This is a genomic window from Corynebacterium sp. HMSC065H09 (genome assembly GCF_001812845.1).
GTDB classification, from domain to species: domain Bacteria; phylum Actinomycetota; class Actinomycetes; order Mycobacteriales; family Mycobacteriaceae; genus Corynebacterium; species Corynebacterium jeikeium_D.
This window is the reverse complement of the sequence record NZ_KV810573.1, coordinates 37,387-62,718: the sequence shown is the minus strand read 5'-3', so window position 1 is coordinate 62,718 and position 25,332 is coordinate 37,387. Positions and strand designations below refer to the sequence as shown.

The 25,332-nt window shown below is 57.1% G+C and carries 22 protein-coding genes; 10 read left to right on the top strand and 12 right to left on the bottom strand.

Annotated features, from left to right (window positions below; genetic code table 11):
- Positions 1-3: 3 nt before the first annotated feature.
- Positions 4-2,520 carry a DNA gyrase subunit A gene (gyrA, locus tag HMPREF2878_RS00610; protein WP_246819622.1) on the bottom strand — a complete coding sequence of 839 codons (2,517 nt, stop codon included), beginning with the start codon at positions 2,518-2,520 and terminating at the stop codon, positions 4-6.
- A 268-nt stretch (positions 2,521-2,788) separates the two neighbouring features.
- Between gyrA and HMPREF2878_RS00605 the strand changes: the two genes are divergently transcribed.
- Both HMPREF2878_RS00605 and HMPREF2878_RS00600 read left to right on the top strand, forming a co-directional pair.
- Positions 2,789-3,016, top strand: a complete 228-nt coding sequence (locus HMPREF2878_RS00605; protein WP_049170125.1) for a hypothetical protein — start codon at positions 2,789-2,791, stop codon at positions 3,014-3,016.
- Complete coding sequence (locus HMPREF2878_RS00600) at positions 3,013-3,351, top strand: hypothetical protein (RefSeq protein WP_070595880.1); 339 nt, start codon at positions 3,013-3,015, stop codon at positions 3,349-3,351. Before HMPREF2878_RS00605 ends, HMPREF2878_RS00600 begins: the two co-directional genes overlap by 4 nt.
- A 13-nt stretch (positions 3,352-3,364) precedes the next feature.
- On the opposite strand, the gene HMPREF2878_RS00595 is transcribed toward HMPREF2878_RS00600, so the two are convergent.
- The 7 genes from HMPREF2878_RS00595 to dnaA all read right to left on the bottom strand — a co-directional run bounded on the left by HMPREF2878_RS00595 (position 3,365) and on the right by dnaA (position 13,983).
- The gene (locus HMPREF2878_RS00595) at positions 3,365-5,317 is read right to left on the bottom strand and encodes an alkaline phosphatase family protein (RefSeq protein ID WP_070604838.1); all 1,953 of its coding nucleotides are present in this window, start codon (positions 5,315-5,317) and stop codon (positions 3,365-3,367) included.
- Positions 5,318-5,364: 47 nt separating this feature from the next.
- Positions 5,365-6,261, bottom strand: a complete 897-nt coding sequence (locus HMPREF2878_RS00590; protein WP_370449400.1) for an alpha/beta fold hydrolase — start codon at positions 6,259-6,261, stop codon at positions 5,365-5,367.
- Positions 6,262-6,335: 74 nt separating this feature from the next.
- Positions 6,336-8,375, bottom strand: coding sequence for a DNA topoisomerase (ATP-hydrolyzing) subunit B (gene gyrB / locus HMPREF2878_RS00585; RefSeq protein WP_016421743.1), 2,040 nt, complete (start codon positions 8,373-8,375; stop codon positions 6,336-6,338).
- A gap of 289 nt (positions 8,376-8,664) precedes the next feature.
- Complete coding sequence (locus HMPREF2878_RS00580) at positions 8,665-9,327, bottom strand: DciA family protein (protein ID WP_049170117.1); 663 nt, start codon at positions 9,325-9,327, stop codon at positions 8,665-8,667.
- Between the two features lie 5 nt (positions 9,328-9,332).
- Positions 9,333-10,532, bottom strand: coding sequence for a DNA replication/repair protein RecF (gene recF, locus HMPREF2878_RS00575; RefSeq protein ID WP_049170115.1), 1,200 nt, complete (start codon positions 10,530-10,532; stop codon positions 9,333-9,335).
- 9 nt (positions 10,533-10,541) lie between these two features.
- On the bottom strand, positions 10,542-11,732 hold the full coding sequence (gene dnaN, locus HMPREF2878_RS00570) for a DNA polymerase III subunit beta (protein ID WP_048731377.1): 1,191 nt from the start codon (positions 11,730-11,732) through the stop codon (positions 10,542-10,544).
- A 502-nt stretch (positions 11,733-12,234) separates the two neighbouring features.
- Positions 12,235-13,983 (bottom strand): chromosomal replication initiator protein DnaA, encoded by a 1,749-nt coding sequence (gene dnaA / locus HMPREF2878_RS00565; protein WP_049170112.1) that lies wholly within the window; start codon positions 13,981-13,983, stop codon positions 12,235-12,237.
- Between the two features lie 694 nt (positions 13,984-14,677).
- On the opposite strand from dnaA, the gene rpmH reads away from it, so the two are divergent.
- From rpmH to HMPREF2878_RS00530, 8 genes are all read left to right on the top strand, one after another.
- Positions 14,678-14,815: a 50S ribosomal protein L34 gene (gene rpmH, locus HMPREF2878_RS00560; protein ID WP_005511646.1), complete on the top strand. Its 138-nt coding sequence runs from the start codon at positions 14,678-14,680 to the stop codon at positions 14,813-14,815.
- 20 nt (positions 14,816-14,835) lie between these two features.
- Entirely contained in the window at positions 14,836-15,216 is a 381-nt protein-coding gene (rnpA, locus tag HMPREF2878_RS00555) for a ribonuclease P protein component (RefSeq protein WP_049170110.1), read from the top strand.
- On the top strand, positions 15,176-15,508 hold the full coding sequence (gene yidD, locus HMPREF2878_RS10935; RefSeq protein WP_080969543.1) for a membrane protein insertion efficiency factor YidD: 333 nt from the start codon (positions 15,176-15,178) through the stop codon (positions 15,506-15,508). Before rnpA ends, yidD begins: the two co-directional genes overlap by 41 nt.
- Positions 15,509-15,594: 86 nt before the next feature.
- Positions 15,595-16,743 (top strand): membrane protein insertase YidC, encoded by a 1,149-nt coding sequence (gene yidC / locus HMPREF2878_RS00550; RefSeq protein WP_048731382.1) that lies wholly within the window; start codon positions 15,595-15,597, stop codon positions 16,741-16,743.
- A 320-nt stretch (positions 16,744-17,063) separates the two neighbouring features.
- Positions 17,064-17,699 carry a 16S rRNA (guanine(527)-N(7))-methyltransferase RsmG gene (gene rsmG, locus HMPREF2878_RS00545; RefSeq protein ID WP_224783766.1) on the top strand — a complete coding sequence of 212 codons (636 nt, stop codon included), beginning with the start codon at positions 17,064-17,066 and terminating at the stop codon, positions 17,697-17,699.
- 278 nt (positions 17,700-17,977) lie between these two features.
- On the top strand, positions 17,978-18,934 hold the full coding sequence (locus HMPREF2878_RS00540; protein WP_048733133.1) for a ParA family protein: 957 nt from the start codon (positions 17,978-17,980) through the stop codon (positions 18,932-18,934).
- 21 nt (positions 18,935-18,955) lie between these two features.
- Entirely contained in the window at positions 18,956-20,233 is a 1,278-nt protein-coding gene (locus HMPREF2878_RS00535; RefSeq protein WP_049170106.1) for a ParB/RepB/Spo0J family partition protein, read from the top strand.
- Between the two features lie 11 nt (positions 20,234-20,244).
- The gene (locus HMPREF2878_RS00530; RefSeq protein WP_049170104.1) at positions 20,245-21,198 is read left to right on the top strand and encodes a hypothetical protein; all 954 of its coding nucleotides are present in this window, start codon (positions 20,245-20,247) and stop codon (positions 21,196-21,198) included.
- A 26-nt stretch (positions 21,199-21,224) separates the two neighbouring features.
- Here HMPREF2878_RS00530 and HMPREF2878_RS00525 read toward each other — a convergent pair whose 3' ends face one another.
- From HMPREF2878_RS00525 to HMPREF2878_RS00510, 4 genes are all read right to left on the bottom strand, one after another.
- Positions 21,225-22,409, bottom strand: a complete 1,185-nt coding sequence (locus HMPREF2878_RS00525) for an N-acetylmuramoyl-L-alanine amidase (protein WP_048733139.1) — start codon at positions 22,407-22,409, stop codon at positions 21,225-21,227.
- Between the two features lie 410 nt (positions 22,410-22,819).
- Positions 22,820-23,140 carry a thioredoxin gene (gene trxA / locus HMPREF2878_RS00520; RefSeq protein WP_016421730.1) on the bottom strand — a complete coding sequence of 107 codons (321 nt, stop codon included), beginning with the start codon at positions 23,138-23,140 and terminating at the stop codon, positions 22,820-22,822.
- Between the two features lie 411 nt (positions 23,141-23,551).
- Positions 23,552-24,490, bottom strand: a complete 939-nt coding sequence (trxB, locus tag HMPREF2878_RS00515; protein ID WP_049170102.1) for a thioredoxin-disulfide reductase — start codon at positions 24,488-24,490, stop codon at positions 23,552-23,554.
- 164 nt (positions 24,491-24,654) lie between these two features.
- Complete coding sequence (locus HMPREF2878_RS00510; RefSeq protein WP_224783764.1) at positions 24,655-25,218, bottom strand: sigma-70 family RNA polymerase sigma factor; 564 nt, start codon at positions 25,216-25,218, stop codon at positions 24,655-24,657.
- Positions 25,219-25,332: the final 114 nt, after the last annotated feature.

Below are 25,332 nucleotides of genomic sequence, written 5' to 3'. Positions count from 1 at the left end.
CGCTTACTCCTTCTCCGCCTCCGAGTCACCGGACTCGGCAGCACCGGTGCTCTTGGTGGCGCCGGTGCGCTTCGGGACTACGTCCAGCGTTCCGGCCTCAGAGACCTTAGAAGCGGTCTCCTCGCCCTCATCTTCGACGTTGCGGTCGATAGCCAGCAGTTCCACACCGTCAGCGAGGTTGACCAGGCGCACGCCCTTGGTGGCACGCGAGGTGGCGCGAATCTCGTTGACGTTGGTGCGGATGATGTCGCCGGCGGAGGTGACAGCGAAGATTTCGTCGTCGTTGTCGACCACCAGGGCGCCCATCAGCGGACCACGCTTCGGGTCGTACTTGAGCGTCAGCACGCCCATACCGCCGCGGTTCTGCGGGGTGTACTCGCTGAGCTTGGTCTTCTTGCCGAAGCCGCCGGTCGTTGCGACCAGCAGGTTGTGCTCTTCCTCGACCACGACCATGCTGAGCAGCTTGTCGTCGCCCTTGAAGCGCATGCCCTGGACACCGGCAGTGGCGCGGCCCATCGGGCGCAGCGCGTCGTCGGAGGCGGTGAAGCGGATAGCCTGGCCGCGCTCGGAGACGAGCAGCAGGTCATCGTCAGCAGAGCACAGACGGGCACCGATGAGGGAGTCGCCTTCGCGCAGGTTGATGGCAATCAGGCCAGCGGAACGAGCGGACTCGTAGTCCTCCAGGCGAGACTTCTTGACCTTGCCCTCGCTGGTGGCCAGCACCAGGTACGGGCTGTCCTGGTAGCTCTGAATCTGCAGCACCTCGGCGATGCGCTCCTCCGGCTGGAACTCCAGCAGATTGGCGACATGCTGGCCGCGGGCGGCACGAGTGGCCTCCGGCAGTTCGTAAGCCTTGAGACGGTAGACGCGACCCTTGTTGGTGAAGAACAGAATCCAGTCGTGCGTGGAGCAGACGAAGAAGTGGCGGACAATGTCGTCCTGCTTCAGGTCCGCACCGCGCACGCCCTTGCCACCACGGCGCTGGGCCTTGTAGGCATCGACCTTGGTGCGCTTGGCGTAGCCCGTGGAAGTAATGGTCACAACCACGTTTTCGCGGGCGATGAGGTCCTCTTCGGTGACGTCGCCCTCAGCGGCCACAATCTGGGTACGACGGTCATCGCCGTACTTCTCCACTACCTCGCCCAGCTCTTCCTTAACGATGGCGCGCTGACGCTCCGGCTTGGCCAGGATGTCCTTCAGGTCGGCGATCTCGAGCTCGATCTCAGCCAACTCGTCAATGATCTTCTGGCGCTCCAGAGCAGCCAGACGACGCAGCTGCATCGCCAAAATGGCGTCAGCCTGAATCTCGTCGATTTCGAGCAGACCCATCAGGCCCGTGCGCGCGGTATCAACCGTGGCAGACCGGCGAATCAGGGCGATGACCTCGTCCAACATATCCAGGGCCTTGACCAGGCCACGCAGGATATGGGCGCGCTTTTCCTTCTCGTCCAGGCGGAACTGGGTCCGTCGAACGATGACCTCAATCTGGTGGGCGACATACAGCGTCACCATCTGGTCAATGCGCAGCGTACGCGGCACACCGTCGACGATGGCGAGCATGTTCGCACCGAATCTGGTCTGCAGCTGGGAGTGCTTGTACAGGTTGTTCAGCACCACACGCGGTACGGCGTCGCGCTTGAGCTTGACGACGATACGCATGCCCCACTTCAGGTCGGATTCATCATCAATCGAGGCAATGCCCTGCAGACGACCATCCTTGACCTGATCCGCGATGTTGGCAATCATGCGGTCCGGGTTGACCTGGTACGGCAGCTCAGTGATGACAATCGACTGACGGGTGCCCTCCTGCTCAATCGAGGTCACACCGCGCATGCGAATCGAACCACGGCCGGTGGTGTAGGCCTCCTTGATGCCCTTGTCGCCGACAATTTGGGCGGCAGTTGGGAAATCCGGGCCCTTGATGCGCTCCATGACCGCATCCAGCGTGGTCTTTTCATCCGCTTCCGGGTTGTCCAGGCACCAGTTGATGGCATCCGCGACCTCACGCAGGTTGTGCGGTGGGATATTGGTGGCCATACCGACGGCAATACCGCCAGAGCCGTTCATCAACAGCTGCGGGACACGCGACGGCAGAATAACCGGCTCTGTCGTACGACCGTCGTAGTTCGGCTGGAAATCGACGGTGTTTTCGCGAATGTCGCGCACCATTTCCATGGCCAACGGCGTCAGACGGGCCTCGGTGTAACGCATAGCTGCGGGGCCGTCGTCACCGCGGGAGCCGAAGTTACCCTGACCGTCGACAAGCGGATAGCGCATGGACCACGGCTGCGCCATGCGCACCATGGTGCCGTAAATAGCGATGTCGCCGTGCGGGTGGTAGTTACCCATCGTGTCCGAAACCGGCTTTGCGGACTTCACATAGCCGCGCTCCGGGCGGTAGCCGTTGTCGAACATGGCGTAGAGAATGCGGCGGTGCACCGGCTTGAGACCATCACGGATCTCCGGCAGCGCACGGCCAACAATCACGCTCATGGCGTAGTCGATATAGCTCGACTGCATCTCTTCATTGATGTCGATCGGGCGAACCTGGTGGCCCAATACTCCACTTCCGAAAGATGAGCCGTCGTTGTTGTTATCGTCGCTCAATGACTGCTTCCTTTACTTAAAAGAGGTTCGCATCCATTCTACAGGGCTTTAGAGCCCGCTTTACGACGCCGTGTGCAACTTTTCGATACCATTGTGGTATCAAATCTGGGTTTTAGGCCTGATAGCGAGAAACAAACTAGCGCAGTTAAGAAGCGCAGTTAGATAGCAGGGAGCAAATGCGATGGCGATGACCTTGAGGCTCACGAAAGAACAGGACACCGCCTTGGCTCTGCTGGCGCACATGGAGGGCGTGTCTAAACACGAGGCCGTCATTCGCGCCATCGAATCCGCCGCCACGAGAGCCCTTCAACAAGGTCAGGCCCGGGAAATTACGGCAAGCGTAATTGATACCGACATGGCGCTGCTGCGAAAGTTGAGCTCCCCAAGGCCCCGCGGAGTACAAGAATGAGCGCGCCCCAGATTCAGCCTCTCAGCGAGGCCGCTATCCTGGCGGCTACCGATGAACTGGTGGCCACAGTGCCGGAATTGGCCGACGCTACACTTGCGAGGCCGTGGACAATCAGCGCTATTGTCGCCGCCAGCTCAGGAGTCATTGCTGGTCACCGTAGCTTTCCCGCGATTTCTGCGGCAGCGCAGGCGGTCGCTTACGCAACGTTTCACGTGAAACCACTAAGTTTTGGCAACACCGCACTGGGCGCACTACTTGCACACATACTCCTCACCACCAACGGCGAAGAGCTGTCATTCGCAGAGACGTGGGAGCTAGTCAAAGGTGGCACTTAGCCGGGGACAGGGCCTAGTCACCCTTTCGGGTAAACGGGCTCGTCGGAATGCGATTGCCGGACTCCAGCCGGCCCGTGTAATACGCCGTGGCCTCACCTTCAGTCAGCTCGACCTCGTACCAGCCATCACGGACATAATCAGCCGTCCGGTCTTGCCCGCCAACCAGAACACGTCCCGCCGCGTGCTCCAAAGTGACTTCCGGCAACGCCTTCGCCGTCTTGCTGAATACACGCAGGAAGCGGTCCGGGCCGCACACGGTAAGTTCGCGCTCCAGGAGTCCAATTCGCAGCTCTAACGTACCGAGCACCGTGTGATGCTCCACCCTATTGCCACTGTAAACAGCAAAAACAGCCTCACGGGAACCGTCATTGACCAGTACAAGATTGCCGTCTTTGAGGTAGGCGTGCAGCCGGTACGGTGTCGGCAGCGCGGTCGCCTGCTCGGACTCCTGCACAGGATAGTCACCGGCCGGCTCCGCCTCCCAGCGCTTCACAAACTCCGGCGCTGGTCCCGGCTGCTCTGGAAGCTGCATTCCCGTAGACGCCGAGAAGTCCAGTGTGGATACCAAATCACCACATACCCGACGACGCCAATCAGTGATATTTCCGCAGCTCACGCCGGTGACTTGCTCCAGGAAACGGATCACCGAAGTGTGATCGAAGACCTCTGAGGACACCAAACCACCCACCGACCACGGTGAAATGACAGTCATCGGGACGCGGAAACCGAGCCCCTTCGGCTTGCCCAGGTACCACTCCCCCGGCTCATTCTTCGGCGGCAACGGCGGCACCACATGGTCGAAGTAACCATCAAACTCGTCAAAGTTAATCAGGAAGACGGTCTTGGCCCACACCTCCGGGTTGGAGGCCAACGCATCCAACAGGCGGTAAGTGATATTCGCCGACTGAATCGGCGAGGACGCTCCCGGGTGCTCGCTTTCCGCAGACGAAGGCACAATCCAGGACACCTTTGGCAGCTGCCCGGATTCAACATCCCGTCGGAAAGCGTCGGTTAGCGTGCCCGGCTGGCGGCGGTCCAGCGCGCGATCATAGAGATCCCGTTCCGCCTCAGGCAGCTTCTCCACAGCGGCATTCAGGCGGTCGACCATCTCCTGCTGCTCTGCAGTTGGCGGCATCCCATCGCCCAGTTCCAGCAGCTTCTCGTGGAAACCCGTCATGTCGAGCCCAGGCAGCCCGGCCTCACGAATGACCTTGCGGCCAATATTTCGAAACGCGGCGAAGAAATCCAGGTTGTTGTCCGTGTAGTTATCCCACTCCTGGTAAACGCGCCATGGCACCCCAGCCGCCGAGAGATCCTCGGCATACGTGCGCCACCTGTACCCCGGGTGCGTCGGCTCGTACGCCGCATTGCCAACCGCTCCAGTCCCCCACGGTTCCCTTCGGGTATCACCTGAAAACAGGTAGTTGCGGTTCGGGCTTGTCGACGTAGGCATCGAGGAAAAGTAACCATCGCAGATAGTGAACGTCTCTGCGAGAGCGAATTGGAACGCGATGTCCTGGCGGTCATAACAGGCCATCGTGCCCTTACCCTTGGCCTCGATCCAGCCGTTACAGCGGCCGCCATTTAGTGCAACCTGCCCGTCTTCCCAACCGTGCGGCAAACTTGCAATGTACTCCACCGAGAGATCACCGCGATTAGCGGCGTTGCGAATCAGGTATGGACTGACCCCACTCTGGTTGAAAACGCCCGGCAAAGCGGAATTGTCGTTGTACCCCCGCACACCTCGGAGCGTGCCGAAGTAGTGATCAAAAGAGCGGTTTTCCTGCATCAACACGACAACGTGCTCAACCTGGTCGAGGGAGCCAGCCGGTCGGGGCTGCGCGAGTGCATGGAGCAACGATGGCGGCAGCAGCGTGCTCGCAGCGGTGACAGCACCGACTCCAGCGGCGGTCTGCAGGAAGTGCCGACGGGAAAATTCAGATATATTTTTAGGTGAAGTTGCCATAGGCATCTACGTTAAGAAGCGCAGATTACCAGCCGGCGAACTGCCGCTTAATTCTCCTCGATAAATCGCTCGAAACGGTCAACCACAGCCTGTGGCTCACGCGCCCACCGATTATGGCCAAGGCGCTGCTCAATGAACTCGTACTTCGCAGACTTAGGCAACATCCGAGCTAGCGCTTGCGCAGATTCCGCTGGGCAATCACGGTCACCGCCACAGTTCAGCAATAACGCTGGGGTAGTTACTTTCGGCATCTCAGCGGCATAGTCGATGTCTGCACCCCGTGGTCGCAGAAAGCCCGTGCGCGAGAAGCGCGCCCACTCCACCACATGATTGCGAGCCTGCCGACCGTAACCAGCCACATCGAACCTGCCTGCCGGCCAATAACCCAAAATCTGGGATACCACCTGCATAAATGGTGCACCGTAACGAAGCCGCTTGTACTCGTTGCCAGTAAAACACCTATAGTGCGGGGTGCCGGATCCGACCATCACCACGCCGGCCACATCCGCTTCCGGTCGGGCCAAATACAGAGAAGCAATCTGGCCGCCCATGGAATGACACAGCAAATAAACGGGAAGCTTCTCCCCTGCTGCCAGATGGTCGAATTCCTTCCGAGCACAAGCCACCGCCAAGGGATAATCCACCGACGCGAGATCCTGGTAGCCCCAATTGTGACGGCGGGTGGCCACCGCAGTTTGGTTACCCTGGCCGCGCAACTCCGAGGTCAGGACGCAAAAACCTCGACGCTGTAACTCTTGGGCAATCGGCCGGTAGTAGCGAGCACCCATGCCAAAGCCCGGCCAAATAACGACAATGCCCCGAGGCGAACCTTCGGGAAACCGAAGCGCCATCGGGGTCACGGAGCCATCTGGCAATGTCTCCTGCACAATACGTGGCTCGACTGGCGGTTCCCCGTTGACCATGCTTCCCCGAGTATCTTCCATTTCATAAACATTAATGGCTGAACGGAGGTTTTGTCAGGGGAACCGACAAGCCGATAACCAGACTTGGTATCGGCTTAGACGTCGAGGAAGCGAACGTCCTTCGCATTACGGGTGATGAACGAACGTCGTGAAGCGACGTCATCGCCCATCAGAATGGTGAACAGTTCGTCCGCCTTCTGCGCGTCCTCGAGGGCGACCTTACGCAGCACGCGGTGATCCGGATCCATGGTGGTATCCCACAGCTCAGCGGCGTTCATCTCACCGAGACCCTTGTAACGCTGAACACCATCGTCCTTGTTGATCTTGCGGTTGGCAGCCAGCCCCTCTTCCAGCAGCTGATCGCGCTCAGCATCTGAGTAGGCGTAGCCCGGCTCACCCTTGGCCCACTTGAGCTTGTACAGCGGCGGCTGGGCGAGGTAGACGTGCCCTTCATCAATCAGCGGACGCATCAGGCGGAACAGCAGCGTCAGTAGCAGCGTGGCAATGTGCTGACCATCGACATCGGCGTCGGCCATCAGCACGATCTTGTGGTAGCGCAGCTTCTCGATGTCGAACTCGTCGTGAATACCGGTGCCCAGCGCCGTAATAATGGCCTGGACCTCGTTATTCTTCAGCGTCTTATCCAGGCGCGCCTTCTCGACGTTCAAGATCTTACCGCGTAGCGGCAAAATGGCCTGGAACAGCGAGTTTCGGCCTGCCTTTGCAGAACCACCTGCGGAGTCACCCTCCACGATGAACAGCTCGGACTGCTTCGGATCCTTCGAACGGCAGTCCGCCAACTTACCCGGAAGACCGCCAAGATCGGTCGCGGACTTACGACGCACCAGGTCACGAGCCTTACGAGCCGCCTGACGGGCATGTGCCGAAGCAATGGCCTTGTTAACAATGGCCTTGGCCTCGGCCGGATTGGCCTCTAGCCAGTGACCGATGTGCTCATTAGTCATGCGCTGGACGAAGGAACGCACCTCGGTGTTACCCAGCTTCGTCTTCGTCTGGCCCTCGAACTGCGGATCGGCGACCTTCACCGAAATCACGGCAGCGAGACCTTCACGGCAGTCCTCGCCGGAGAGGTTGTTTTCCTTCTCCTTCAACAGGCGGTGCTCACGCGCATAGCGGTTCATCAGCGATGTCAACGCAGAACGGAAGCCCTCTTCGTGCGTGCCACCCTCAATGGTGTTAATGGTATTGGCGAAGGTGTGCACCGACTCGGAGTAACCCGAGTTCCACTGCATGGCGATCTCGACCTCATGGCCGTCACCTGCAGCATCGAAGGAAATGATGGTCGGGTGGATGATGTTCTTCGACTTGTTCAGAGTCTCGACATAGTCCCGCAGACCATTCGGGTAGTGGAAGACCTTGCGGCGCTCCTTCGGCTTGGTGGTCTTCTCTGCCTTCTCCTTCTGCTCCTCAACCGCATCCTTGGCGATCTCAGCGGATTCGGTCTCCGCCTGCTCCGCCAGAGCCTCGGCCTCGAGCTCCTCCTCGGAGACACGCTTGTCCACCAACGTGATGGTCAGGCCCTTGTTCAAAAACGCCATCTCGCGCAGGCGGCGAGAAATGGTGTCGAACTTGAAATCGGTGGTCTCAAAAATCTCCGGGTCCGGCCAGAAACGCTGCGTGGTACCCGAGCCGCGCGTCTTCTTACCTCGGATAATTTCTTCCGGAACAGCCTGGTCGAAGTTCTGGTACCAGGTGTAGCCATCGCGGATGACCTCGGTTTCCATACGCGTCGACAGCGCGTTAACCACCGAAATACCCACACCGTGCAGACCACCGGAAACAGCGTAGGACTCGGAGTCAAACTTGCCGCCGGCGTGCAGCTGAGTCATAACCACCTGCACCGTCGGCATACCCGACGGGTGCATTTCGACAGGAATACCACGGCCGTTATCGCGGACCTGAACGCCGCCGTCTTCCAGCAGAGTGACCTCAACATCGGTGGCGTAACCCGCCATCGCCTCGTCGACGGAGTTGTCTACAACCTCCCACACCAGGTGGTGCAAGCCACGCTCACCAGTTGAGCCAATGTACATACCCGGCCGCTTACGCACGGCCTCGAGGCCCTCGAGGATGGTAATCGATGAGGCGTCATATTGATGTTCGGTAGCAGCCACGGTTCGGCGCGTCTCCTATTCTTGGTTCTCTCCCCGCGCAACATTCGTCAGCGCGCGAAAAATAGGCCGGCGGTCAAGCGCTATCAGCGCCAGCCAGAACTACATAGGACTACTAGATAGGTCTGGCTAGTTTGGAAGTCGATAACGTCTCAAGAACCGCCTGCCGGTTTTCTCCTGCCCATCTTACCCCAACGTAGTCCCCTACTGTGGATATAGCCGATGCGCTCAAAGGACCAAATTTCGCAGTTTTACGCATACCGACGGGTATTCGTAGACCGTTTACCGACCTTTACCCGTAAGTATCACGCGGTCCTCGGCCCTCGATGTGCAATTTGCCCTTGCGCCAATTCGGCGCTTTTGGCCCAAGCACCTTAATTTCCTCAACCACTCCATCCCCGACGCGTTCCGCAATCGACTTCAAAACCTGTCGCTGTGCTAGCCGCAGCTGTGTTGCCCATGCTGTCGATTGGCACTCGACCACCAAAGTGCCGTCCTTGAACTCCTTGACCTGGGAGTGTTCCGCGACAACCTTGCCGACCATCGAATCCCACTCCGTCATGATCACACCGTGGGCAATATGGATCTGCCAGCCGCGATCAACTACTGCCTTATTCAGCACCGCACCAATCGGCGCAGGTCGACGGTCATATTTCCGGTACAGCCGAATCCCCGCCTCCTTCAATAAGCTCGGCGAAATCACCGTACCGGCACGATCTCGTACCACTGCTTGCGCTGCCCGCTGCTTATCGACGTCCGCAACAATCCCCTCCGCGGCCTTCACAGGCACACGGCTATCGAGGCCAGACCACGAGCCCTTCTTCTTCGGTGGCCGCTGGAGATTCGGTAACTTGTGACCGCCCTCCTTAGCGGCATCGCGCATGCGGAAGAAAGCGTCGCTGATCAGGTCCTTTTCTTCTTCCGGTGAGTTATCCGGCTCCATGTTCTCGACCATACCCGTCACTCTTCCGCGACTGGGTTTTCATCCAGCAGTGAGATTCTCCCCTGCTCAGTCTGCGCCACCGTCACCGTGTGATGAGTGACAGAAGAATCCTCGACCAGTGCCTGAGGCAACTCCTCCCCCACCGCCGAGGTGATCAACACCTGCTCAGCCTGCTGCGCGATTTCCATGAGAGCTTCCCGACGATGCCGGTCGAGCTCCGCAAACACGTCGTCAAGCACCAAAATCGGGTCGGGTCCATCGGCCCGGAGCAAAAAGTACGCGCCGAGACGCAGCGCGAGTGCAAAAGACCAGGTTTCGCCGTGGCTAGCAAAGCCCTTGGCGGGGTCATTGCCGAGAATGAGGTCGAGATCATCGCGATGCGGACCAACGAGACAGGAACCGCGCTCAATCTCCGCGGTGCGGCGCTCCGCCATCTTCGTCAGCAGCAGTGCCTCGAGCAGCTCCGGTTCGCTGGGCAATGGCCCGCCATCCAGGCTGTCGACCTTCGGCGCATAGGCAATCGTGGCTGGGCGCGAGTGCGGGGCAAGCGTGGCATAGGCCTCGCTGACATGCTCGGAAAGCTCGGCGATCAAATCCATGCGCGCAGCCATTAACGCCGCTCCCACCTGCGCCAATTGCGCATCCCAGGTATCCAGCGTGCTCAGTGCGGCCTGCCCCTCCGAGGAAGAATAGCCACGGCGCAGCGTCGAGCCCGCCGACTTCAGCAGCGCATTCTTCTGACGCAAAATCTTGTCATATTGAATGCGGATACCGGCGGACAGTGGCCGTCGTAAAGCGAGCAAATCATCGATGTATCGGCGACGGGAAGCGGGCTCGCCCTTGACCAGCGTGAGATCCTCGGGCGAGAAAAAGACCGACTTGACGATCCCCAGCAGCTCCCGCGGAGACTTCAGCCGCGTGCGATTAATCTGCGCTTGATTCGCGCGATGCGGATTGATGAGCAGATGCGCCGTCAGCTCGCGGCCATCATTGACTGCCGTCGCCGAAATGCGTGCCGACGGGGTCCCCGAACGAACCAGCGGAGCATCCGTAGACACTCGATGCGAGCCGAGCGTGGAGAGATATCCAACGGCCTCAACAATATTGGTCTTGCCGTAGCCATTTTGCCCGGTAAATACGGTAATTCCAGGCGTGAACTCGACTTCCAACTCCGGCCAGGAGCGGAAGTCCCGCAAGGACAAATACCGAATGTGCATAGCCGCAAACTAGCCCGGCAGGCGCACAGGCATCAGCAGGTAAGTGAAGTCGGTCTCCGGCGTTGGGTAGAAGCCGTCCTCACCGAGCTCCGGGATAGCTTCCGGCTCTGGAATGAGAATCGCGGGACGCGACGGCTGCGTAAAGCCCAGCAGAACGCGGTGGGAGCGAACAGCGCTGAGCCCCTCGAGCAGGTACTGCGGGTTGAAGGCGATCAGAAGTGGTTCCCCATAGAAGTTGCAGGCCACAGTCTCTTCTGCGTGACCGACCTCGTCGCCATGAGCGGAAAGGACAACCTGGCCGTCGGAGAAGTCCATGCGAATCTGCGCACCGTGATCCGCCATCAGAGACACACGACGGATGGCATCCTGCAGCTGGTCAACACGAGCAACAGCCATGGAGGAATGCTGCTTCGGCAGCAGCGGACGGAATTTCGGGAACTCGGCGTCCAGCAGTCGCGTGGTAGTGCGACGAGGATCGGCGAGGATAGCCAGCAGACCTTCGGAGCCGACCTCACGATCATCAGATCCGTCGCCGAATGCCAAGGTCACTGGCTCGCTGGAAGTGGTATCGAGAGTGCGGGCAGTCTCCGCGAAGGTCTTTGCCGGGATGAGCAGCTTGGTCTCCCCCTCCGGGATCTGCTCCCACTCGAAACTGCGAACCGCCAGGCGGAAACGGTCGGTGGCAGCGAGAGTGACCTCGTTACCTTCGGTTTCCATCCGGATGCCGGTCAGCATCGGCAGCGACTCATCCTTGCCGGCAGCGATAGCGACCTGACCAATAGCCTCAGCCAACAGAGCGGCATCGACAGTGCCGGTAGCAGCCGGAGCTTCTGGTAGCTGAGGGTAATCCTCCAAGGTCAGGCTTGGTAGCTCGAAGCGGGAAGAACCACAGCGAACGATGACCTTCGTGCCATCAAAGTGCATCTCTACCTGCTTATTCGGCAGCTTAGAGACAATGTCAGAAACCAACTTGCCATTGACGGCGAAGCGACCGGGCTCATCGACCTCTGCGCTAATACGAATCTGAGTCGAGACCTCGTAGTCATAGCCAGCGAGCTGCAGACCATTGTCATCCGCGAGAAAAATCATGCCACGCAGAATCGGCTGAGTCGGGCGTGCAGGCAGGTTACGAGCAACCCAGCTCACCGCACCCGCGAGATCGTCCTTAGCCGCGCGAATACGGACTTCGGTCTGCTCCATCGTTCCTCCACCGGTATTGGATGTCTGTTATTAGCCGTCTTTTGTGTTGTCAGCACGCTATGTCAGCGCACATGACTGGAGTTACAAAGATTCCATCGTACAACTCTACTGCAGACTGCCAAAGACCTCACTGGCATTCTTGTAGTCCGTCTAGTGCTTAATCCTAGTTCTTGCTCGTTCTTGGCATTTATGAAGTTGTGCGCGAGAGGTTGCTTGCCAGAGGTTGTGCGCTGGCCCCCTTTTATCTAGAAGTTTCTAGAGATTTTTAAAGTCGGGAGTAGTAATAGGGGGTGTGCACATTGTGAAATTACATGATTCCCGCTGGTCTTCACTGATTTCGCGCTGTGGATAACCAGTGCGTCTAACTGTGGATAACTTGGGGTGTCTGTGGATAGTGTTCGGGCTTCATCTTTCATCCACAAAATTTACGAGTTGTCCACAGCTCTGTGCACGGAAAAACCGCAGTTAATAACAAGAATTCCGCACGCCGAGCCCAAGGTTTTTAAGCCGTGCCGCGAGCTCGGTCTCGAATGCGTGTAGTCAGGTCGTTGACCTGGTCCTTTGAGGGCTTCTTCTCCTGAATTTCCTTAACAATCTTGCGTTCAGCGTGCAAAACCGTCGAATGGTCACGATTTCCGAACTCCCGGCCAATCGACGGCAACGAAAGCTCAGTGAAGGACCTTGTCAAGTACATCGCGATCTGGCGAGCATGAGCGACCGGGCGAGTCTTACCCGGGCCCACCAAATCCGCAACCGTTAGGTCGAAGTACTCAGCGGTGGTGGAGATGATGATCTCCGGGGTAATCTGCACCTCGATTTCGTCGGCACCGAGGATCTCCTGCGCAAACTTCAAGGTCACAGGCTCATGAATCATGGATGCGTGAGCGCTAATCTGCAGTAGACGCCCCTCGAGCTCACGAATAGAAGACGAGGTGTTCTCCGCGATGTACTGGAGTACATCATGCGGAACGACCAAATCAGACAGCTGTGCCTTCTTCGACAGAATTGCGATTCGCGTCTCCAAGTCCGGGTATTGCAGATCCGGATTGAGCCCCCACTGGAAGCGGGTACGAAGGCGATCCTCCAGGGTCTTAAGCTCGCGTGGTGGGCGGTCCGACGACAGCACAATTTGGTGATTGGACTGGTGCAGGGCATTGAACGTATGGAAGAACTCTTCCTGTGTACCTTCCTTGCCCTCCAAGAACTGGATGTCATCGATGATGAGCATGTCCAAATCGCGGTAGCGACGCTTGAAGGATTCCTGGGCGTCGTCACGCACGGAATTAATGAAGTCGTTGGTGAACTCTTCCGAAGAAACGTAACGAACCCGCAGGTTAGGGTACAAATGCTTGGCGTAGTGACCAATGCCGTGGAGCAGGTGCGTCTTGCCAAGACCCGAACCGCCGGAGATAAACAGCGGGTTGTAGGTGCGCCCCGGAGACTCTGCAACAGCGACGGCGGCTGCGGCGGCGAACTTATTCTGCGGACCAATAACAAAGGTTTCGAAGGTGTAGTTCGGGTTGAGGGTGGGCTCCTCGAAAGGCATGCTCATCTCGGTTGGAGTGCCGTGGCTCTCGGAGCGGAAAGGACTTGTGACCTGGCGCTGATCAGCAATAGTCATCGGATTCTCGGCAGATGAGTGCGAAAGCCCCTGCGCCATTGAATCCACTGCGTCCATCGATCGGTGCTGTGACTGGGCACTCTGCTGATTATGGACATTCTGCTGGTGTGTCTGCGGCACCTGTGGCGTCTGCGTCGATCCCTGGTGCTGCTCGTGGCGATTGAAGTCATTCGCATCTGCACTGGGGAACGGGTAGTTGCGGCCAGATTGCTGTTGGTGCTGCTGGTTTGGCTGTTGACGCTGAGCCTGCTGCGGACGCGAAGCTGCAGATGGCATCTGCCCCGAGTGCTGTGCAGATGGTTGAGTGGTCTCTGCTGCCTGGCTATCTTCAGCGTCGTCAGCAGGATCGGCAACGGTGATGACCGTTTCCAACTCCTCGCCGGTCAGCGAGGCTAAGACGGCCTCGATAATGCCCTTGAGCTCTTCTTTTACCAGTGCCTGCACCACTGGCGATTGAGTGCTGAGCAGGAAAAAACCTGGAAAGTCACCAGTGTGCGTCACTGACCGCAGCAGTGCCTTGTGTGGCGGGCGTAGTGGTGCAATGCCCAACTCCGGCGCACCTTCTGGTGAAGTCAGGATAGAAACGACCTGCTCCCAGAGTCCACCTGGCAATTCTGGTTGTTCGCTCACTGTGTGAATGTCCTTTTACATGTTTACGTTCATCAAATTTATCGAGGCGACCTGTTTTTGTGGAGTGTTTTTGGCATGGCGAGAGCGCCATATCTGCCCATTTGGGGGCTATTTCTTGTAATTCGCCCTGTGGGGTGTTTCTACACAAGGTGCTATACGCCCCGAGCAGGACTTCCACATGTTTGTCCACACCTGTGGATAAACCTTGTCGCTAATTGACTAACAGTTTATCCACAGTTTGCCCACAATGAAAAATAGCCCCCTAGTCTGCGTTTACCTAGGTAAACACGTTATTTCCCCTGCTCGCTGTGATTCATGGTGTGGAAGTTATCCACAGCTGATGGGATAAACGCCCTGTGGATTGCAGTGCATAGGTTAGTATTTCCACAGGTCAACATCGGTACCGTCGGAAAACTTGGAAAATGATTCTCCAGGTAAATCCGGCGTGTTGATTTGAATTTCTCGCTCGATTCGACGTAACCTATCTGGGTGTTTCATATCCATTGAGATATGAGTCCGAGCTTGTGCTTGGACCCGACAGAACGCATGTAGCTTTCAATCTGTCGGTAAGTAATTTTTCCGTGCATCACGGGAATGCGTCAGACGCATCGCTGCCTCGCACTCGAAGCGAGGAGTTTACTGCGGTGTGTTCAGCGTGGACTCGTGGTCGTTTGAGTTTCAAGGAGTGTCAACCGTGTCGAAGCGGACGTTCCAGCCGAATAACCGCCGTCGTGCACGCGTGCACGGCTTCCGTACCCGTATGCGTACCCGTTCCGGTCGCGCCGTTGTGGCAGCACGCCGCAGCAAGGGCCGTGCCCGCCTGTCCGCTTAAGTAAGAGGACACCGATTTCGGTGCTCCCTCAGAGCAATAAGCTGCGTTCTTCGCGTGACTTCACGGTCACCGTACGACGTGGACGCCGAATCGGACGCAAGACCTTGGTCTTGCATATTCGTGACACCGCCGCTTCTGGCGGTGAAGATAAGACCGATACGCAGATTGCCAGGTTTGGTGGTCCGCGTGTCGGTCTTGTCGTATCTAAAGCTGTGGGCAACGCCGTGACTCGTCACGCTGTATCCCGCAGGCTCCGCCATGTTATGGCCGCGGCCGCGCAGAATCTTCCGTCCACCATGGACATTGTCGTTCGCGCGCTGCCTGCATCTGCCACAGCCACCAGCCAGGAGCTGTCCCACGATGTGCAATCGGCACTCGCCACATACGAACGTCGGCGCTAATTCGCTTGACGACGGCCCCCTCGCTCAGACCCCCGGCGCACGTGTGGCTGAGAGGGCGATTCTCTTCTACCGCCGTCGTATCTCTAATCTGAAGCCCACGAGCACATGTCGTTTTGAACCGACGTGCTCCGCATATGGTCTTGAGGCTGTGCGCCGTTTCGGAGCTATTCGTGGCCTGTGGCTGACTTTCTTGCGCATCTTCCGTTGCGCACCCTGGCATCCGGGTGGCTGGGATCCAGTTCCTGCCACATTCCCCGGCCTGGGTTCGTGGTTGAGGCGAATGCACAGGTAACCTCTAGTAATGCTTAGCCTTTGACGGGGCTTTGTAGACGAAGGCGCGAGTGCGCTGTCCCCTAAAGAACGGAGTGATCTTAGACCGTGCTCAATTTCGTGTATGTGCCGATTTCGGCCATCCTGTGGTTCTGGCATAAGGCCTCAGGTTTCCTATTCGATCCCTCCTCGGGTATCTCCTGGGTGCTGGCCATTATTTTGCTTGTGGTCACCATCCGTATCCTCCTGTTTAAGCCGATGCTGAACCAGCAGCGTTCTGCCATCAAGATGCAGCAGCTCGCTCCTGAGATGCAGGCCATCAAGGAGAAGTACAAGAACGATCAGCAGGCTCAGGCTCTTGCTATGCGCCAGCTACAGAAGGAAATGGGTGTCAACCCGCTCGGCGGCTGTCTGCCGATTCTGGTTCAGATGCCTGTGTTCATTGGCCTTTTCCACGTGCTGCGTTCGTTCAACCGAACGGGTACGACGGGCAATGCGCTCGGCATGTCGGTGGAGCAGAACTGGAATACGCCTAACTACGTCTTCGGTGTAGATGAGGTGCGGTCCTTCCTGCTGGCTCGTGTGCTCAATGCTCCACTGTCCAGTTCGGTTGGTATGGGTGAGGATCAATACGCAGCCTTTACTGTGCCTGGTACGCCTGCGGACTTCACCCGCATGGACATCATGATCGTTGCCATTCCGCTGATTGTTATCGCGGCACTTGCAACGCACTTCAACGCTCGCATGTCTGTTGACCGCACGCGTGCCCGCCAGGAAGCCGGTCTGGTGAAGCGCCAGGAAGGCGTTATGGGTCAGCAGATGGACATGATGAACAAGATGATGCTTTGGTTCTTCCCAATCATGATTCTTGTTACCGGTGCTTTCTGGCACATCGGCCTTCTTGTCTACATGGTGACTAACAACGTCTGGACCTACTTCCAGCAGCGCTACATCTTCGGCAAGCTGGATGAGGAAGAGAAGGAAGCTGTCGCAGCTAAGAAGGCTGCCAAGCGCGAGGCACAGGAGAAGCTCGCTCCGAAGGTTGGCCAGAAGCCAATCAATCCGAAGAAGGGTGGCAAGCGTCAGGCAGCGCAGAATGCGCAGCAGGCGCAGTCCGGTCAGGCCTCTGCAGCGAACAAGGCTTCTAGCCATCTTCCGGATGGTAATTCGGGGAAGGGACAGCAGGGCCCAGTCTCGAAGCCAGCGCCAGGACAGAAACCCGCAAATCGGAAGAACCGGAAGCGGAAAAAGAAATAGCTGAAGTGGAATCGCCCTTCGTCTACATAAGTTAATTAATCGAAACGCCCCGCAGTTGATGCGGGGCGTTTTTGCTTGCCTTGGTACTCTATCGCGCAGACAACGTCGCTGTTATTACAGGCATGTAATTTTCTGTGGGGCCTGGAGTTTGGCATCCAACTCCGGTCAATGTTTCACGTGAAACATGGCTGTTGCACTGTCGTACACTAGGGGTAATGAAAAGCTCGACGGGTGACGGCACAGCTGCCCCATTGGAAAGGTTAGTGGAACTGTTGAGTAACTCCGCGAAAGACGTCGATAATCAAGAAGCCTCCGCAGGTTTGGTCGATCCGGATCTGCGTTCGGTGATAGATACCGTGTTTGGAGGGAATGCCGATCGAGCATACCGCTACCATTCATGGTTGGCTGAGGAGGCTACAGTCCGAGGTTTGATTGGGCCACGTGAAACTCCAAAGCTGTGGGATCGGCACATTATCAATTCTGCGGTAGTTGGAGAAGCGATAGGCAAAGGGCTTCTAGTTGCGGACATTGGTTCGGGGGCAGGCTTGCCCGGGATTCCGCTTGCTCTTGCACGACCAGATTTGAAGGTGGTTCTTGTGGAACCATTGCTGCGCCGTACGACTTTCTTGAACGAGGTTGTGGAAGATCTCGAGCTGGACAATGTGACCGTGGTTCGCGGCCGCGCTGAGGAGAAAGTGGTTCGCGCTGAGGTTGGCCAAGTAGATGTCGTCACTTCTCGCGCTGTTGCCCCTCTTGGGAAATTGGCGGGCTGGTCGCTTCCTTTAGTTAAATCCGGAGGCGCGATGGTTGCACTGAAGGGTGGAACTGCGCAAGAGGAGATTGATCGGGACGCAAAGCTTATTGCCAAGGCGAAGGGAACTAATCCCCGCGTTGTAGAGGTTGGCGGTTCCGTGTTGGGAACTTCGACGTACGCCGTGATTATTCAGAAGAAGTAGGTTGTAAGTCCCCCTCCCCTACTCCACTGCCGGTTCGCTTGTGTTTTGGTTTCGACATTGAGGCGCGTAGTGCCGTCGGGCTAGAGTGGGATAAGTATCGCGGTATGGCAAAGTCCTACCGGCCAAGGTGGATGTTTCACGTGAAACATTTCCACAATCGTCGGCGTCTAACGCTTGTTGGGGCTTGATGATTACGCTTTTGCAGATAGTTACTAAGTTTTTATTCGCACTCCAGTGGCCATGATTGGTGATTGCTGTGCTTGTAAGGGGAATAGTTAATGAGCCGGAAGTCCTGGCAAGACACACCCATCGCTGCGGCAGCTCAACGGGCAGCGCAAGTTAAGGCCCCGAACCGTTTATCGCTTCCACGCCCCGAACGCCCGCGCCGTATTACTATCGCCAACCAGAAGGGTGGCGTGGGCAAGACCACTTCGGCAGTCAACATCGCGTCGGCGCTCGCGCGGCATGGTCTCAAGGTGCTAGTCATCGATAATGACCCGCAGGGAAATGCTTCTACGGCCCTGGGGATTGAGCATGTTTCCGGGACCCCGTCGACGTATGAGCTTCTAATTGGCGAACTACAGATTGACGATGTCATCCAGCGTTCCCCTGAATCTGAGAATCTCTTTTGTGTGCCAGCGACATTGGACTTGGCGGGCTCCGAGATTGAGCTGGTCTCGCTCCTGAACCGTGAGCGCCGACTTCTCGATGCAGTGTCAGATCAGTACCTGATTGACAACGGCTTTGACTTTCTCATTATTGACTGCCCTCCTTCGCTCGGTCTGTTGACTCTGAATTCGATGACTGCCGCCAACGAGGTTTTGATCCCGATTCAGTGTGAGTTTTACGCCTTGGAGGGTGTGACTCAGCTGATGAATAACGTGCAGATGATTCGTCAGCATCTCAATCCGGAGCTACATATTTCTGCTGTGCTGCTCACTATGTTCGATGGCCGCACCAAGCTTTCGGAAGAAGTTGCCAATGAGGTTCGTAACTACTTCGGTGAGGTTGTGCTACGTAATCTCATCCCTCGATCTGTGAAGGTATCGGAGGCGCCGGGATATTCGCAGACCGTAATTTCCTACGATCCAGGGTCTCGGGGCGCAGTTGCTTATCTTGACGCCGCGAAGGAATTGGCAACGCGTGGCGACTATTCAGCAGTTTCGGGTGGAAGTGCGATTGGGCAAAAACCAGCTTCCTCCCCTACCCCGTCCAATTCCACTGAGACAAATTAAAGCCACTAGGAGTAGTTACCGATGTCGAATCAAAAAAAGGAGAACCGCAAGGGAGGGCTCGGTCGCGGTATCGCCGCGCTGATCCCAACTGCTCCGGCGGCTAACCCCTCGGTAGGTGAGAGTGCCGCGGATATTATCTTCGGTCCCCGCCGTACCCAGGGGACGAAGCAGCCTGGAAGTAGCGGAGTTGCCGACGTACTGGGGGCAGCCGCGACGGGATCCGGCACCTCGTTGACTGAAGGGAAAAACGCCGGAAAATCTGCAAAATCCGGCCAGAGCAAACCTCATACCAATGAGGCGCAGAAACGTCACAGTGACAATAAGACTATTGGTAAGTGTAGCGATGTTTCACGTGAAACATCGCCCTCGACGACATCGGGAGTAGCGGACCATAGCGGCGCCAAGCCGACCGATGTTGACACTTCGGCCGCAAACGAGTTTGGCGCGACCTATCGCGAAATCAACTTGAAGCTGATCACGCCGAACCCGAAGCAGCCACGAGAGGTCTTCGATGAGGAGCCCCTAAATGAGCTCGCTCACTCTATTCGTGAGTTCGGTCTATTGCAGCCGATTATCGTACGACCAATCTCTGAGGATAGTCGTGCGGCCGCACTCGAGGCAGCGCGCAAGGAAGATCCGAACGCGCCGCAACCCGAGTTTGAAATCATCATGGGTGAACGGCGCTGGCGTGCTTCTCAGCGAGCTGGGGTCGACACGATTCCCGCCATCGTTCGCGATACTCCAAACCAGGACATGCTTCGCGATGCCCTACTAGAGAACATCCATCGCGTTCAGCTGAACCCACTCGAAGAGGCCGCTGCGTACCAGCAGCTACTCGAAGAGTTTGGTGTAACTCAGGCAGAGCTGGCGGATCGAATCGGTCGCTCGCGGCCCGTTATTACCAACATGATTCGACTCTTGCAGTTGCCGGTGGAGGTACAGCGACGAGTAGCGGTCGGTGTTCTGTCGGCTGGTCACGCACGTGCCTTGCTTGGAGTTAAGGCAGGTAAGGAAGAACAGCAGCGCCTCGCCGAGCGAATTGTTGCTGAAGGACTATCCGTCCGTGCGACCGAAGAAGCAGTGACATTACTCAATGCCGGCGAGCGACCGAAAAAGCAGCACCGCGAGCCCACTCCGCAGCCGGAGGTCCTTCACAATTGGGCTGACCGCCTGTCCAATTCTTTTGATACGAAGGTGACTGCCCAGATGGGCAAGCGTAAGGGCAAAATCGTTATCGAATTCGGCAACCTCGAGGACTTTGATCGCATCATGTCACTGATGCATCTCGACGAAGAGTAAACCCGGTTACTGTGACTGAAGTATTCATCGAGAAAATTTCGCTGGCCGACATCGAAGGAATCTATCCAGAGACGATGTTAAGCCTGTTTTGGGAACAGGGCATGGAGCATATCCGTACAGCAACTGCCCTACCCCAGTTCTCGACTGAGCCGCGCGAACCTAATTTGGACCCCAGCACGCCAGAAGAGGATGAAGCGCTCAACGGTGATTTAAAGCATTCGGACGGCCAACCCCCTACTCGGCCAGGCGGAGCTAGTGAAAGCCTCTTAAATGGCGATTTAAGCCCTGATTTAGCCGCCCAGGTGCGCTTGGAGAAGGAAGCATGGCTCAATACCGTCTACCTTTCCTGGGGACCGTGCGGATATTCACTACGACGAAAGCCACCGGCATCACTTATCGATGGGAAACTTGAGACCGTCGGCACGCTGCTCTTTGCTCCGCCACGCTTCTGCCCGACGACATTTTCCATGCCTTCCGGACCAATATCGCCGGATGCGATTGCGCTGACGAGTCTGCATTACAACGCTTTAGAGGTTGACGATGACATGCTCCGCGTGCTCATTGTGACCGCTCTGCACAAGCTCGCGCTGCGCGGGATTTCAGCGGTAGAAGCGTTTGGTTGCAGTGGCACGGCGGATTCTATGTCGGCATCCACGCCGTCGTCGCCAACGCCTGACGACGGTACGGAGAATCTAATCGCTGATTTCGAAGCGCAACTCGAAGAAAAGCTGAATCCAAAGCCGTGTATTTCAGATTCGTTGGCGGCGATTAACCATAACGCCGGTGATTTGATTCGTACGCGAACCCTTCTTGACTCCGGGTTTCGGGTGGTGACTCCACATCCGATTCATCCGAAACTCCGTATCGAGTTGGATGCGGAATTGGACTGGGACGAAGAAATCGGCCATGCGTTGGATCTAAGTGCGAAAGAACCCTTTATGCGCTCAAAGCTGTTCAGTCTTTAGCGCTGGGTTTCATTGGTCAGCCGTGTTTAGGCTTTTTCCTCTTCAATCAGCTGCGCAAAGCTGTAAGCGCCGGTCATTGGCTGCTGCTCTTCATCGCCCAGGTACAGACGCTTTACAGCGACAACGATAGATTCGGCAATTACGTCCCGCTGATCTGGGGAAGAAAGAATTGCGACGTCATCCTCGTTGGTCAGGTAACCAACGGCGACTTCCACCGTGGGCATCCTGGTCAGACGGAGGAGATCCCAGGTACGGGCGTGCGAGCGGCAGTCTACCAGGCTCGTACGGGCAACAATCTCTCGCTGGATAAGGCCAGAGAGCTGTTCGCCCAGAATGGAGTTGGAGCCCTTCATCGAGCCAAAGTAAAAGGTCGCAATACCGCTGGCGCGGTTGTTGTGATAGTGGTCAGCCTGCAGGGAGATGAAGACGTCAGCGCCAAATGCGTTGGCCATCTCAGCGCGATCCTCGATGGACGGATTGTCGGTACGAGGACGAGACAGAATAGTCTCTGCACCTGCCGCGACAAGGCGACCCTCAATGCGAGAGGCCAAATCCCAAAGAATCTCTTCTTCAGAAATCTGACCGTAAGGGCCGTCGACCACAATGCCGGGCTCCCCTGCCCCAAGACCTGGATCAATGACAATGCGCTTTCCAGAGAGCTTCGGCCCCATCGTGCGCAGTATTTCCTTCTCGTGGAAGGCGTTTACAGAGCCACCAGTAACCCTCCTGCCCAAGTAGCTGAGCGCCCGGAGAGTAACGGGACCACAGATACCGTCGGGCTCCAGCCCGTAATTGAGCTGGTATTCACGTACAGAGGCATCGGTCTTCGGGCCAAAGTGGCCGTCTACTCGGGCATCGTGGAAGCCGAGTTCCTGCAAGGTAGCTTGGAGAACGCCTACGTCCTCACCGGTCATTTGTGACAGTGGATCGTAGGACAGTACGCGGGTGCCCAGAGTGTACGAGGCTTCTCGCAGTAGGCGCAGGGTGCTGTCGCGGATAATCCCGTCGGCATAGACACCGCGGGACTGTTGGAACGCCAGAAGAGCGTTGCGCATGTCCTCATCAAAGAGGTCATCGTCACCAGACCACTGAGGCGAGTTCTCCTCCGCGGCTGAGCCCTCCCAATTGGGCAGAAGCCCAAGACGAGCCAGGGTAGAACGTACCTCGGCTACACGAGGTGACCTATCGCCCACCTTCAGAAACTCTGGCACGAAAACTCCCTTCCGAACTCCACAATTATGTTTAGGCCGTTGTGGGTCCTCACAACACTTAATCAGTATTACTGGCCAGTGAGCTAAACGAAACTTCAGTTAAGAAATCCCGCGCACTCTCAGAGGATATGGTCAGCAATACCTCTCAAGTTGGCGGCAACCTGGTTCCTTCACGGTATTAAGGAAGACGTAAACCGCCATTTCCAGCAAGATTACCAGGTCGCAGGCGCGAATTGATTGTTACGAGGGCGCGTCGGCTAGCCCGACGGCAGAACCCCAGGACTAACTCTAAATCACAACCACAACTTCAGTCACATCATAATGGGGTGTGTCCAACGAAGGTGGCAGTGGCGAAGTGACGGGTGGGCAGTCGTAACCTCGTATCGGATAAGGAGCAACCCCAAGTTCTTTTAAAGGTGCTTTTCGATGAGCGACGTGATTTCGCCCTTCGGGCGGACTCCGCGAATCTCTTCGACCTTCTTGCCGTCCTTGAATAGGAGCAGGCTTGGGATGGACATAATCTGGAACATGCCAGCCAGTGCACGCTCCTCATCGACGTTGACCTTGGCGATGACGGCCTTGCCATCGAGCTCGGTCGCAACCTCGTCCAAAACGGGAGCAATCTTCTTACACGGGCCACACCACTCTGCCCAGAAATCAACAAGCACCGGCTTATCGGATTCGAGGACATCGGACTTAAAGGTGTTGGCGGTGACGGTTACCGGAGCCATGAAATTCTTCTCCTTAGAATGAGCTCGTTTGAGTTCTTAGTGGTTTTGTTTTGTGGTCTTGATTCTAATTTTTCAACCTAGCTTCTTCAGCCTCGCGTACGGATTTGGCCTCGCGTACGGATTTGGCGCTCAAGGCGTCAAAAATTAGGGCTTCCGGTGGTGCGAGTGAAGTACTAAATTGTTAATTAATGGTGTTCTTGAGAACGCTGCAAGTGCTCGATGAGTACGGGGCGTACCGGGCTATAACACGTCCCGCTGCACCCTGATTGAGCTACAGCTAACAACAATTGGGCTTACCGACTATCGGATATTCCCCATAGTTGGATATCTGCAATCGTAGGGCTTATCCAACAATTGCGATACCCCAACTATTAGGTGTTTATCCAGCTAGTGCGACTGCCCTGCTGTCATCTACCGAGTAACAGTTTCCAAGTAGTGCTCAGCATCCAGCGCAGCCTTGCAGCCAGAACCAGCGGCGGTAATTGCCTGCTGGTAATGCGAGTCAACAACATCGCCCGCCGCAAAGACGCCCTTGAGAGAGGTCTGGGTGCTCGGAGCGGCTACCTGAATGTAGCCATTCTCATCGCAATCCAGCTGATTGCGAACCATCTGCGAACGTGGCTCGTGGCCAATTGCTACGAACATGGCAGTCACATCCAGGACGGACTTCTCACCAGTGACGGTGTCTTCCAGCTCGAGACCGGTAACCGAACCCTTGTCCTCACCAAGAACCTGGGACACAACCTTGTTCGTCGCAAAGCGAATCTTGTCATTGTTCTGCGCGCGCTCGACCATGATCTTCGACGCACGGAACTCATCGCGGCGATGGACAATCGTCACCGAGCGGGCGAACTTGGTAAGGAAGGTTGCCTCTTCCATTGCGGAGTCACCGCCGCCGATGACGGCGATATCGTGGTCGCGGAAGAAGAAACCATCACAGGTGGCACAGGCGCTGACACCATGACCAAGCAGCGCCTGCTCACCCGGAGCACCGACATAACGCGGAGCGGCACCGGTTGCCAGGATGACAGCGTGAGCCTTGTGCTCTTCTTCGCCAACCCAGACAGACTTGATATCGCCGGTGAGATCCATGCGATCGACAATCTCCATGCGCAGGTCAGCGCCGAAGCGCTCTGCCTGTGCGCGCATCTGATCCATCAGCTCTGGGCCCATGATGCCCTCGGAGAAACCTGGGTAGTTCTCCACATCGGTAGTCGTCATAAGCAGGCCGCCAAACTCGATGCCCTCGAACACCACAGGCTTCAGGTCGGCACGGGCTGCGTAGGTGGCAGCCGTGTAACCGGCGGGACCGGAACCGACGATGATCAGGTCGTGAACGATATCGCTCATGAAGACTCCTATAATTTTTATCTCTCACATCACATGGCGCACAGTGATGCTCAGTAGTAAGCAAATTTTTCAGCTCCGGGAAAGAAATTACCGGAACCAGCCACCTCAACCAACGTGAGGTTAGCCATCTCTATTCCCCCAGCCTCTCCCCTGCTCCGCAGTTGTTAGGCCACCTGCACTTCTTCCAATTGTCGCCGAAGCGTACGACGCGCCCGCGCCCGCCGAGACTTCAACGTCCCGCTCGGCTGCCCAATACTGCGAGAGGTCTCCTGCAGCGAATATCCAAAGATGTCCAAGTACAGCAGGGCATCCCGTTGATCCGTTGGCAGCTGCTCCAATGCGGCGGCCATAGTCACACGTAGCGGAACATCCGGGCAGGGAATCGGCTGTGAACTCATAAACGTCTCAAAATCCTCCTCCTTATCGCAGAGAGGGATCTCCCCGAAACGACCGCGGTTGTGGTCAATACACGCATTCTTCACGATGCACGTCAGCCACGTCGCCACCGTCGAACGCCCGCGAAAATTCGCCGCCCCCGCAATTGCCCGCGCCAGCCCCTCCTGTACCCCATCCAAGGGATCGAAATCATCCCGACGATAGCGCCGCGCCATCGCTACCAACTGCGGATAATAACGCCGTGCCAACACCGCGAACGCGCGACGATCCCCCGCCAGGTGCGCCTTCAATAATTCACGATCGACCTCGTCCGCAGATGCATGCTTTTGCATACCGACGACGCCACAATCCCCCAGTCGCCGACCCATGCGGGCCTTACGGTGACTGTCCCCAATTCGATTTCTTCCCCCAAAGTTCATGGCTCCTATGCAAACACGAAACCCGCG

Coding starts and splice junctions, on each gene's coding strand:
- dnaN (WP_048731377.1), bottom strand. CDS start 11,732: ATGGAGCAGACCGAAGTCCGTATTCGCGCGGCTAAGGACGATCTCGCG.
- HMPREF2878_RS00535 (WP_049170106.1), top strand. CDS start 18,956: ATGTCGAATCAAAAAAAGGAGAACCGCAAGGGAGGGCTCGGTCGCGGT.
- HMPREF2878_RS00595 (WP_070604838.1), bottom strand. CDS start 5,317: ATGGCAACTTCACCTAAAAATATATCTGAATTTTCCCGTCGGCACTTC.
- trxA (WP_016421730.1), bottom strand. CDS start 23,140: ATGGCTCCGGTAACCGTCACCGCCAACACCTTTAAGTCCGATGTCCTC.
- trxB (WP_049170102.1), bottom strand. CDS start 24,490: ATGAGCGATATCGTTCACGACCTGATCATCGTCGGTTCCGGTCCCGCC.
- recF (WP_049170115.1), bottom strand. CDS start 10,532: ATGCACATTCGGTATTTGTCCTTGCGGGACTTCCGCTCCTGGCCGGAG.
- HMPREF2878_RS00540 (WP_048733133.1), top strand. CDS start 17,978: ATGAGCCGGAAGTCCTGGCAAGACACACCCATCGCTGCGGCAGCTCAA.
- HMPREF2878_RS00605 (WP_049170125.1), top strand. CDS start 2,789: ATGGCGATGACCTTGAGGCTCACGAAAGAACAGGACACCGCCTTGGCT.
- HMPREF2878_RS00590 (WP_370449400.1), bottom strand. CDS start 6,261: ATGGAAGATACTCGGGGAAGCATGGTCAACGGGGAACCGCCAGTCGAG.
- HMPREF2878_RS00510 (WP_224783764.1), bottom strand. CDS start 25,218: ATGCAAAAGCATGCATCTGCGGACGAGGTCGATCGTGAATTATTGAAG.
- HMPREF2878_RS00600 (WP_070595880.1), top strand. CDS start 3,013: ATGAGCGCGCCCCAGATTCAGCCTCTCAGCGAGGCCGCTATCCTGGCG.
- yidD (WP_080969543.1), top strand. CDS start 15,176: ATGTGCAATCGGCACTCGCCACATACGAACGTCGGCGCTAATTCGCTT.
- HMPREF2878_RS00580 (WP_049170117.1), bottom strand. CDS start 9,327: ATGGTCGAGAACATGGAGCCGGATAACTCACCGGAAGAAGAAAAGGAC.
- gyrA (WP_246819622.1), bottom strand. CDS start 2,520: ATGCAGTCGAGCTATATCGACTACGCCATGAGCGTGATTGTTGGCCGT.